Here is a 9,540-nt window from a genome sequence, read left to right as displayed (position 1 = left end):
TCCCATTCCGAACTCGGAAGTCAAGCCAACCATCGCCGATGATACTGCAGGGGAGCCTGTGGGAAAGTAGGTCGCTGCCAAGATTTATTTCAAAAAGCCCGTTAGCTTTATAGCTAACGGGCTTTTTTTGTTTGTATAGCTCAACCTGCTTTCCCACAGGCGATAAGAGCCGCGGCGAAGCCGAAGAGCGCCCGTCGGGCGCGAGGCAAGCAAAAACCACGTTTCTTGCGCACGCCGAGGCTTTTGTCTGAGGCTGTGCCGAAGCAGAAGCTATTTGAGTAATTATGGTTCAAGGCGGCACGCCGCTGGCCAAACTATTCTATGAAATCAAAAAGTGTCCATGCCTGTAAAGCGGAGTTTGGTTGTGTCTTCCTCTTCCTTTTTACTTTATTCTCAGTATTTGTGTCTGAATAGGCAGTTGGGCTCTGACAATTGCATTTCCAGTTCTTTGGATTAAGAAGAAATTGATTACGTTGAGTTGTACAAAAGCCGTCTATCCTAAGATAGACGGCTTTTGTTGTTTTCATCTGGCTAGTAATGCTTCAAGTTTTTAGTGCACAAGGTACTCCGACTGTTTTGACTGATACCGAGTCCCAAGCTTTCCCATTCCACGCTCCCGCGGGGGGACGGGGTGAGCAAGCTCCCACAGCTTTGCATAAGCCATCCGTAGTGCTCGTTCCTCGCAAACGGCTGCCGCTACCTTTCCATTCCCCGAGCTTTAACGCGTGATGCCATGCGTCCTCTTTCCGTCATGATTCTCGGAATATTCACGGTAGCTCAAAAGAAGTCCGTTTTGCATCCTTAGGTACGAAAAACAATGCCGAGAATAATGGCTCCAACTCGCAAGAGTGACTGCGCGTAGTTGTTGTTTCAGGTCGGTGGCTTGTGATTACTGCCAAATGTTATATAAAACCCCCGTGTAATGCTTGTTCCATGCGAACGGCTGTTGCTACTTTGCCATTTCCTGAGCTTTATTACGTGTGATGCCATACGTTCTACCTCTGAGATTATTCGCGGAATGATTACGATGGTGCAGCATCTTTCCCAGTGCCAGAGTGTGCACTAAAAACAATGCCGTGAATAACCTCAGAAACGCAAAGTAAGGAGGAGGGATAGGATGTTGTGCAGTGGCTAGTTTTTATTTCTACGCTGCAGAGGGAAAACGGGCGTTGCGAGGTAGAGCTTGCTTTGTATAAGTACTTCTGAAGTGCTCCTTTCTCGTCAACAGCTACGCTACCTTTCTATTTCGTAAATGCTTAAGACGATACTTCCATCGGTAATTTTTTATATCATTATTCTCGGAAGGTTCGCAGTGACTCAAGAAAAAGTTAGATACGAAAAACAATACAGAGAGTAACGACTTCAATTCGATGGGATAAATGGGACGGAGCGTTCCTTGTTTATTGAGCTCGTTACTGTGTGCGTGTTTTTCTAGGTGTAGGAATTGTGAAAGCTTTGGAGCATGGCAGCATTCATCAATGCCCCTTTCTTGCCAACAGCAAAGCTGTCTTTCAATTTTTTACATGCTTAGAGCTATGCTCACTTTGGTCTCATTTTCCTTCATTATTCTCTGAAGACATACAAAGTAGTTGAAAGAAGTTCACCTTTCCTATTCAGCTACAAAAAACAATGTCGAGTATAACTGCAAAACTCTAAGTTATGAATATAGACTTGCTAAACGTGGCTAGGTGTGACGTTTTTTTACCAAGACCAAGACCAAGACCAAGACCAAGACCAAGACCAAGACCAAGACCAAGACCAAGACCAAGACCAAGACCAAGACCCGAGCTTTGTTCATTCAATGCAGATCGTAAGAGGGAAGGGGGACGACTTGATGTGTTGCTTTATAAACGGTTTTGTTAAATCAGGAGATTAGAGGCAACTTTTACTTCTCTGCGTGGTGAGGAAGTGCCTGAGGCAAGCAAAAGTTATCGGAAACAATTAGCGATAGTAAGTAATCAGAAAGAGCAAAGTACTTTTTATTTGTTGTGATGAAGTTGTATTACATGTCCATTGGAACGAAGATTATTCCTCTGACATAATGTTAATGAGTATGTTTAGCGTTGCAGGGCTTCTATTACTTTTTATGTATAACGAATGAGTACAACATGTCATATAGTGTGTTCGAATGTTCTATATGGTTGTTTCAATAATAACCGTATTGCCTTCCATAAATAGTACATCTTTTTAATTCGAAATACATCTAACTGCCTTGCGTACACTGTGTTGATGTGATTAGGTATGCAAAGGGAGTGTATGTTATATGAATTCGAATTTTGTTCTATTTCATGCTATTAAAGAAGCAAGTGAGTCGTTGATTTTACCAAACGGCGAAACTGTTTCGATTCTTACTGTTCGGGCAGTGGAGACTTTTTCTAAGGCAGAAGGGACTTCATTTATTGAAATTGAAAAAGCAGCGTTGGAACAAGAAATTTTTCCAGAAAGATATGTTCGAAATTTTTCGATTATTTCGATGAAGGATCAGCATAAGCTACTCAGCTCTAAAGTCTTTGTTGTGGGCCTTGGTGGGTTGGGTGGACATGTTGTTGAGCAGCTGGCTCGACTTGGTGTGGGAACGATAGTCGGAGCCGATGGTGATTTTTTTGAGCCAACCAATTTAAATCGTCAATTAAATGCTACCTTTGAATCTCTAGGTGAAAAGAAAGCGAAAAGGGCTGAGAGGCGCCTGCGTTGCGTGAATCCGTCGATTAACTTCATTGGGGTTGATCACTTTTTACGCGGTGATGCGCTTATTGATTATGCAAAACATGTTGATATTGTAGTGGATTGTCTTGGCGGTCTGGAGACACGACTTGATTTGCAAAAGGCAGCGACTGTTTGTAATGTCCCGCTGGTTACCGCAGCTGTAGCCGGCTTAAGCGGATACGTGGGAACTATTATGCCAGGAAAGACTGGTCCGGCAGAACTATTGGGTACTGGCAGTGCAGCTGAAGATGTGCTTGGTACTCCAGCTCCTTCTGTTGCGATGGCAGCTTCTTTACAAGCTAATGAAGTTCTTAAAATGTTATGTTGGAATACTCCTTCAGAATCACTTCTTTTCTATGATTTAATGGATATGAATTTTCAAAATGTAACGCTGTAATAGCCTGCATTGTACTTTTATGGATGACGTATGACAGAAGAAGCTAAACGAGCGGAACAAGTCGCTGCTGTTTCTAGAGTTACCTGGGTCGGGCTTATTGTTAACGTCCTTCTTGCCGCAGTAAAGATAGTTGCGGGTATTATGGGTAACAGTAGAGCCGTTACCGCGGATGGTATTCATAGTCTTTCTGATCTGGTGACGGATGTTTCTTTATTGGTTGGGGTTCGAATGTGGACTGCACCGCCAGATGATGCACACCCGTACGGACACCAGCGATATGAAACACTGATTACTGCTGGAATTGGGCTTCTGCTTGCCGCTGTTGCCATCGGTATTGTTGTTGATGCGTCTATTGCATATTCCGGGCAACATTTACGACACGTAAAGCTCGTGGCTTTGTGGGCTGCTCTAGCTTCAATCGTTGTGAAAGAAATTTTATACAGATGGACAGCACATTACGGACGGCTGCACAGAGCTCCATCTGTTGTGGCTAACGCATGGCACCATCGAAGTGATGCGCTTAGCTCTATTCCAGCAGGTCTCTCTGTGCTCGTGGCGCTTGTATTTCCGGAATTACATTGGGTCGATCTTGTTGGGTCGATTATTGTCGCGTTCTTCATTATGCATGCAGCTTGGGAAGTGACATTGCCTGCTGTGAACGAGCTGGTTGATAAGGGTGTCTCGAAGGATACTGTTGAGAGCTTGAAGCTGCTGGCGGCATCTGTTGATGGAGTTCAGGACGTACACAAGGTTCGAACTCGTTATCAGGGGCTCGCAGTGTTTGTTGATCTGCATATTTCTGTCGATGGTGCTATTTCAGTAGAGGAAGGCCATGCAATTGCAGATAAAGTAGAGGCACTACTTCAAGGCAGCGAGTATGATGTTGCAGATGCACTCGTGCATGTCGATCCGCATAGATCAGACCGTCGTCCTCAGCAGCGTAGGACGCGCAGGCGTGGACAATCATTATAGTACATAATTAAAAAAAAGAGCCGAAGCAAAAATGCTTCGGCTCTTTTTTTAATTACTGGAACTGCCTGGGCAGCCACCGCATCCACCGGATGGGCAGACAGGTTTTGATCTTGGAATTGGCTTTTTCGGCATGGGCACTTTTTCAAATTTAGCTCCGCCACCACGCATAAGTGTGCTTGGTAGACGGTCAACACCACTGCCCGGAATAGGGCTTGGAGCACAAAGCATACGAACGGTGTCAGTGCTTCCGCATGCAGGACAAGTTTCTCCGGAAGTACAGTCGGAAGAAGTAATTTCTTCGAACACTTCGTTACACTTCTGGCATTCAAAATCATAAAGAGGCATATGCGCTCTCCTAACGTAAATAAGTATTTGTATCGCTACCGGACAGGTAACGTGTGTTTGAACGTTTTGGGTCTAAAAAACGTGTCTACGTGACGTAGCCATTTGAGAAGACCTGCTGAAGAACTACCAAGGCATGAATGCAAAATCAAGTAACTAGCGATCAACCTTTGCGCGGATGCCTAAGACGTTTGGCAGACTCCATTGTTTATTTTCGGTATTCCAAAAATCTCCAATATAGCGTCCTGCCCAAGTGCGCGAAATTTTGGATGTCTTCAGATACATACTCGCTTCCGGTCCACCTTCAACATACATGGCGGTTACCAGCTCTAGTTGAGACTCCAGAAGCCGTTTTGTAAATTTTCGTACCGTCATTGGTGTGCGGCAATGGATAAATACAATGTTACCGATGGTGTCCTTTGCGACGGCTGCAATGGATGTTTCACTAGCTTTTTCCGGCCACAAAGGTGTTCGTGATGCGGAAAAAAGTCGATAGTTTTGTATTACAATAGAATAGTTGGGAAGCAGGTTTGTGTGCCGCTGCTGGTGTCTATCTATGATGTCTACAGCCGGAATGCCTTTTCGTGTGGGGTTTGCAACAAAGAACGAGCCGAAGCTGTTGTGGATGAATCCGTTGTTTGTATGCTCTTTGTTACGCATGTACCCAGTACTTTTAGAATTGTCCGGAAGGTACATGGAAGCATTGATAAGCGCCGTAAGCTTGTAGCGTGCAGCCCATTGTTCCGGAGTGAAGGAATCGCCTTCTTTGGAACGCATGAGCAGCATAAATTCATAGTCATCAGGAGAAATGCGCAGTGCGGTAATCGCAGCAGAAGTAAGGTCACCGTTTTCTACAGGGATTTCAGCCAAAGACAATCCTTTGGCAACTGTAGTCCAGCTGACTTCAGCTTTAAGCGGAAGAGTTGAGATGCAGACTAGAATGAAAGCAGCTACAACTAAAAGTGTTATGCGACGGTAGTAAATCATTTAGGATACGTTAGGGTATCTACTAAGTAGTTGTTTATTCCACGCTTGCGTTGGTGCTTCGTTTTAAGAAAGTAATAAAACAGAAGCCGGCAAGGGCAAAAAATGGAATAGCAGGCAAAAAGCCTTGCTGAAAAATTGCGATAAAAGCAATGGTGATAGAAATGTACGGTGCAAGCCAGTTAAGCATAAAAGTCAAAACTTTTCCAGCTGTTCCCTGTGGAGAACGAATGAGTACAAAAGCTGCAAGAGCAATAACTGCAACCAAATAGATAATCTGCCAAGCATGCATGAGAAGTACAGCTCCTTTATATAAGTTCCATGTTTTTCTTACATGTTTAATACTCCTCACAGGAAGGTCTGTCCACTCGAAACTAAATGACTATATTTAAATATTGACATATCAAGTTCTCTTGATATATAAAGAGTCATCACATGATGAAAATGTGAAACTGGGTTGTTTAAATAGAAATGTTGAGGGTAGTTTTGTGAAAATTATTGATGCCATTCAGAGTCAGAGTAAGCCTTTTTATTCGCTTGAATTTTTTCCACCGAAAGAGAGAAAACAGTGGGAGTCTTTTTTCGCTACCGTGGATCGCTTGAAGGCGCTTAATCCATTGTTCGCATCTGTAACGTATGGTGCAGGTGGTTCTACACAGGATAACACCCTCGAAATTACTTCACGCATGAAGCATGATGCCGGTATCGAACCAATGGCTCATCTTACTTGTGTAGGTGCTTCAAAAGAAAAAATAAACGGGTTTATTAATAAGCTGCGTGAGGCAGACGTACACAACGTATTAGCTTTGCGTGGTGACTGTCCTGCTGATGAGACTTTTAGCTGGAGAGATCAACAGTTTAAATACGCGTCTGATCTCGTAGAGCTCGTGAGTAACGAACATCCGGATTTCGGTGTTTCCGTTGCGGGATATCCTGCTGCACATCCGGAATCTCAAACTTTTGCAGACGATCTGCACTATACACGAGTTAAAATTGATGCAGGCAGTGACTTTGTTGTTACTCAGCTGTTCTTCGATGTACGTGAATATTTTGATTTTGTTTCACGTCTGCGTAGCAACGGAATTAATAAGCCGGTAATCCCGGGTATTCTTCCTATTCAGTCTCTTGGTTCTATCCGCCGTATTTTAACCCTGTGCGGTGCAAACATTCCAGGTCAACTCTATCTTTCTCTGGAAGAAGCAAATGCAAAGGGTGGGGATGAGGCTGTAAAAGAGGCCGGATTAAAATTTGCTGTGAACCAGATTCGACAGCTTGTTGATGGCGGTGCACCTGGCATCCATCTTTATACGCTTAACAAAGCGGAGATGTGTCTGGAATTAGCAGACAGAGCAAATTTATAAGATCATTTTCTGCGGTGGGCATATACCTGCCCACCGCAGAAAATATTAATCAAAAGAAAGAACCAGTTCATCAAACGACTTACGTTTTTTTACTGGTAAAATTTCTGCGTCTTTTGCGTGATAACCAACAGACATAAGTAGTGGAATCCAATAGTTATCTGGAATATTAAATTCTTTTTTTACTGCATCATGATCAAACCCGTCCATAGGATGTGTTTGAATTCCTTTAGCCGTGGCTGCATACATTAAAGACATGGCAAAGAATCCTGCATTTTTTACGGCAAATGCCAGCTCGAAATCTCGAGACTGACCGTAAAGGCGTCCGCATACGCCGTAAAACCAGTCTTTTTGTTCTTCCTTCAATTCCCCGTCATCCAATTTATGATTCAGTACTATGTTAAAAGCATCGTTGTCTTTAGCCCACGCTTTAGTATCTGCAAGAACTATGAGTGTGACAGGTGCTTCGCTGACTTTCGGTTGATTCATTGCAAGTTTTTGCAAGCGCATTTTTTCGTCTTTATCGCGCAGTATCATCAGGTTCCATGGCTGCAAATTAAAGCTGGATGGAGAATGTGTTGCGTCTTCCACTAGCTCTCTAAGCAATGCATCCGGCACATCCCGTTCTGAATCAAAAAAATTGATTGCCCGTCTATTCTGCAACATCTGCTTAAATTTATTTTCCATAATATACTCCTGTAATAATCTAAAAGTCGAAGCATGAATTGTACTATGGTTTGAATGAACTTACTGGAATAGTATAACACTATAGTTATCATGCAAAGAATATTACCGGAGAGATACACTTTTTCTGAATAAGCGGCAGAAGTCCGTTGTATTCTGAAAGGAGATGTACAGTGAAAGAACTGCGAATTCTTGTGGCATATGATGCCAGTCAGAGTGCCCGTGAAGCCCTCAGGTATTGTCGGGAATTAATGGAGCTGATAGCGGACAAGTGCGGAGGAAGATACTCTATTCTGGTGCTGACAGTAGAGCAGCTGCCATCTTGTTCTCTTTTTCCTGATACAGGCGCGTGGAAAAATGAATGTGCTAAAGCACATGAAAAGCAGATGCGATTACACGACAAGGTCGTAGAAGAATTAAAGCATTCCGAGCTTGACCCTAAATGTGTTGTGAATAAATTTGTTACACTAGATGAACGTGATGAGCCGTTGGAAGATACGGAACGGAAGCGCTTGATCGCCAAAACTATTTTGAAAGAATTAAAGAAAGGAAATTATAGCACGCTTGTAATGGGGCGACGTGGAGTTACCCGTAGCGATGCCTACTTGTTCGGCAGCGTATCTCAGCATCTTTTGCAGGGAGCAAAAAAGTGCGTAATATGGATGTTATGTCGATAAAAAAAGCCCACCAACCGGTGGGCTTTTTACGATACTTTACTTAGGCATGGCGATGACTCGCCATGGCAAATATTTCTGTGATTTCTCGTTGTTGGCATCAGTAACATATCGAACATTATCGATGGTAACGACGACAGGCTTAAAGATCGGTTTCTGAGTTGGGGTCAGGATTCTAAATGTAGGGTTATCTGTTATGATAATCTGTACAATAGAGTTGGAAACTTGATATCTGTTCCACTGCATCCATGTAAGCATGGACAGGAGAGCGATAGTAGTAATAACTCCGGTGAATCCTAAGAAACCACCTACGCGCAGAGTGCGGCGTAAAAACATAAATAATAAAATGAAAGCAAGACCAAATAACATCCAGTCTTGTCCCACCACGAGTACCAGTTCATTCCATGACATTGCGCTTATCCTCTTTGATAATCATCTAGCCGAAAGTCTACGTGCGAATGTCTTAGTTTGCAAGTCGCTGGCATTAGTTCCTGTAGAGAAGTTTGTCTGTATCCAGATACGAGGTTACAGCTTTTTCAAACTTATCCAGCAAGCGAGTGCGATATTTTACTTTATGAGTAACAGAGTAGAAGTAACGGCTGATTGGTGGCCCCTTGATTTCAATAGGGAACACTTCGCCATTGTCCAGTTCTCTCTGGATCGCAAACGGAGACATACAGGAAATCGTGTTCGGGTTGTGTAAAATACGTTTAATAGATTCAGTGTGATTTAATTCCAGTACCACATTAAGCTTGTTCATTAACGGACCCATGTACTCTTCAAGAGCGTCTCGAACTCCGGCACCCGATTCGCGGATAATCCATTTTTTATCGAGCAAATCTTCAATGTCGTATGGTCCGTTTTTAGCCAGCTTCTCATCTGTGGACACAATGATGAGATCGTCCTCGCAAAGGCGAGTATAAATAAGAAGTTTGTTAGGAATTTCTTTTTCCACCAGTCCAAGATCAACGTCGCCGTTTTCTACCTTTGTTATGATAGCTTGCGGATTGGAGAAGACAGTTTCAATCGTAACTTTGTTATACGAATCTGAAACTTCAAAAAGAATTTGCGGTAGTATGTAGTCGGCAATAGTTGACGAGGCCCCTACTTTCAGAATGCCGGTGAGCAAATCTCCTTCAAACGAATGAAGTACGTTATGGAAGTTTTCCATAACAGGCTCGAGATTTTGTAGCAGTAACCGCCCATTAGAGTTCAAGCTCAGTCTACGGTTGAGACGATCAAAAAGCTGAACCCTAAGTTCCTGTTCCAGTCCTTTAATGGCAACTGAAACAGCAGATTGGGTGAGGAAATGCTCTTTCGCCACAACAGAAATGTTAGGCGTTTTGGCAAGGGAAAGGAAAAGTTCTAGCTGTCGAAAGTTCATGAGTCCTCCATACCTAGTCCAAGACTACGAGGAATTGGT

Annotated in this window: 11 protein-coding genes and 1 rRNA gene; 5 read left to right on the top strand and 7 right to left on the bottom strand. The window is 43.3% G+C overall.

Going from position 1 to position 9,540, the window contains the following annotated elements; translation table 11 throughout:
* Positions 1-83, top strand: a 5S ribosomal RNA gene (gene rrf / locus MKHDV_RS09865); the annotation flags it as partial.
* A 1,569-nt stretch (positions 84-1,652) separates the two neighbouring features.
* Here rrf and MKHDV_RS18600 read toward each other — a convergent pair.
* Complete coding sequence (locus MKHDV_RS18600; RefSeq protein ID WP_162859853.1) at positions 1,653-1,802, bottom strand: hypothetical protein; 150 nt, start codon at positions 1,800-1,802, stop codon at positions 1,653-1,655.
* 461 nt (positions 1,803-2,263) lie between these two features.
* On the opposite strand from MKHDV_RS18600, the gene MKHDV_RS09860 reads away from it, so the two are divergent.
* Both MKHDV_RS09860 and MKHDV_RS09855 read left to right on the top strand, forming a co-directional pair.
* Positions 2,264-3,103 carry a ThiF family adenylyltransferase gene (locus tag MKHDV_RS09860; RefSeq protein ID WP_160714791.1) on the top strand — a complete coding sequence of 280 codons (840 nt, stop codon included), beginning with the start codon at positions 2,264-2,266 and terminating at the stop codon, positions 3,101-3,103.
* A 30-nt stretch (positions 3,104-3,133) separates the two neighbouring features.
* Positions 3,134-4,075 (top strand): cation diffusion facilitator family transporter, encoded by a 942-nt coding sequence (locus MKHDV_RS09855; RefSeq protein WP_160714789.1) that lies wholly within the window; start codon positions 3,134-3,136, stop codon positions 4,073-4,075.
* Positions 4,076-4,123: 48 nt separating this feature from the next.
* Here the strand turns inward: MKHDV_RS09855 and MKHDV_RS09850 are convergent, their stop codons facing one another.
* The 3 genes from MKHDV_RS09850 to MKHDV_RS09840 form a co-directional block, all read right to left on the bottom strand.
* Positions 4,124-4,420 (bottom strand): zinc ribbon domain-containing protein, encoded by a 297-nt coding sequence (locus MKHDV_RS09850; protein ID WP_160714787.1) that lies wholly within the window; start codon positions 4,418-4,420, stop codon positions 4,124-4,126.
* 153 nt (positions 4,421-4,573) lie between these two features.
* Entirely contained in the window at positions 4,574-5,404 is an 831-nt protein-coding gene (locus MKHDV_RS09845) for a phosphodiester glycosidase family protein (protein WP_160714785.1), read from the bottom strand.
* Between the two features lie 34 nt (positions 5,405-5,438).
* Positions 5,439-5,693, bottom strand: a complete 255-nt coding sequence (locus MKHDV_RS09840) for a hypothetical protein (protein WP_160714783.1) — start codon at positions 5,691-5,693, stop codon at positions 5,439-5,441.
* A 196-nt stretch (positions 5,694-5,889) separates the two neighbouring features.
* Here MKHDV_RS09840 and metF point away from each other — a divergent pair, with 196 nt between their 5' ends.
* Positions 5,890-6,762 (top strand): methylenetetrahydrofolate reductase [NAD(P)H], encoded by an 873-nt coding sequence (metF, locus tag MKHDV_RS09835; protein ID WP_160714781.1) that lies wholly within the window; start codon positions 5,890-5,892, stop codon positions 6,760-6,762.
* Between the two features lie 45 nt (positions 6,763-6,807).
* On the opposite strand, the gene MKHDV_RS09830 is transcribed toward metF, so the two are convergent.
* Positions 6,808-7,446, bottom strand: a complete 639-nt coding sequence (locus MKHDV_RS09830; RefSeq protein WP_160714779.1) for a nitroreductase family protein — start codon at positions 7,444-7,446, stop codon at positions 6,808-6,810.
* 170 nt (positions 7,447-7,616) lie between these two features.
* On the opposite strand from MKHDV_RS09830, the gene MKHDV_RS09825 reads away from it, so the two are divergent.
* Entirely contained in the window at positions 7,617-8,120 is a 504-nt protein-coding gene (locus MKHDV_RS09825) for a universal stress protein (RefSeq protein ID WP_160714777.1), read from the top strand.
* A gap of 36 nt (positions 8,121-8,156) precedes the next feature.
* Here MKHDV_RS09825 and MKHDV_RS09820 read toward each other — a convergent pair whose 3' ends face one another.
* Positions 8,157-8,528: a hypothetical protein gene (locus tag MKHDV_RS09820; protein ID WP_160714775.1), complete on the bottom strand. Its 372-nt coding sequence runs from the start codon at positions 8,526-8,528 to the stop codon at positions 8,157-8,159.
* 73 nt (positions 8,529-8,601) lie between these two features.
* Positions 8,602-9,501 carry a LysR family transcriptional regulator gene (locus MKHDV_RS09815; protein WP_160714773.1) on the bottom strand — a complete coding sequence of 300 codons (900 nt, stop codon included), beginning with the start codon at positions 9,499-9,501 and terminating at the stop codon, positions 8,602-8,604.
* Between the last annotated feature and the right edge of the window lie 39 nt (positions 9,502-9,540).

The organism is Halodesulfovibrio sp. MK-HDV (assembly GCF_009914765.1).
Lineage (GTDB): Bacteria > Desulfobacterota > Desulfovibrionia > Desulfovibrionales > Desulfovibrionaceae > Halodesulfovibrio.
This window is presented reverse-complemented; position numbering and strand designations above follow the sequence as displayed.

Coding starts and splice junctions, on each gene's coding strand:
- MKHDV_RS09845 (WP_160714785.1), bottom strand. CDS start 5,404: ATGATTTACTACCGTCGCATAACACTTTTAGTTGTAGCTGCTTTCATT.
- MKHDV_RS09815 (WP_160714773.1), bottom strand. CDS start 9,501: ATGAACTTTCGACAGCTAGAACTTTTCCTTTCCCTTGCCAAAACGCCT.
- MKHDV_RS09855 (WP_160714789.1), top strand. CDS start 3,134: ATGACAGAAGAAGCTAAACGAGCGGAACAAGTCGCTGCTGTTTCTAGA.
- MKHDV_RS09820 (WP_160714775.1), bottom strand. CDS start 8,528: ATGTCATGGAATGAACTGGTACTCGTGGTGGGACAAGACTGGATGTTA.
- MKHDV_RS09860 (WP_160714791.1), top strand. CDS start 2,264: ATGAATTCGAATTTTGTTCTATTTCATGCTATTAAAGAAGCAAGTGAG.
- MKHDV_RS09830 (WP_160714779.1), bottom strand. CDS start 7,446: ATGGAAAATAAATTTAAGCAGATGTTGCAGAATAGACGGGCAATCAAT.
- MKHDV_RS09850 (WP_160714787.1), bottom strand. CDS start 4,420: ATGCCTCTTTATGATTTTGAATGCCAGAAGTGTAACGAAGTGTTCGAA.
- MKHDV_RS09840 (WP_160714783.1), bottom strand. CDS start 5,693: ATGCATGCTTGGCAGATTATCTATTTGGTTGCAGTTATTGCTCTTGCA.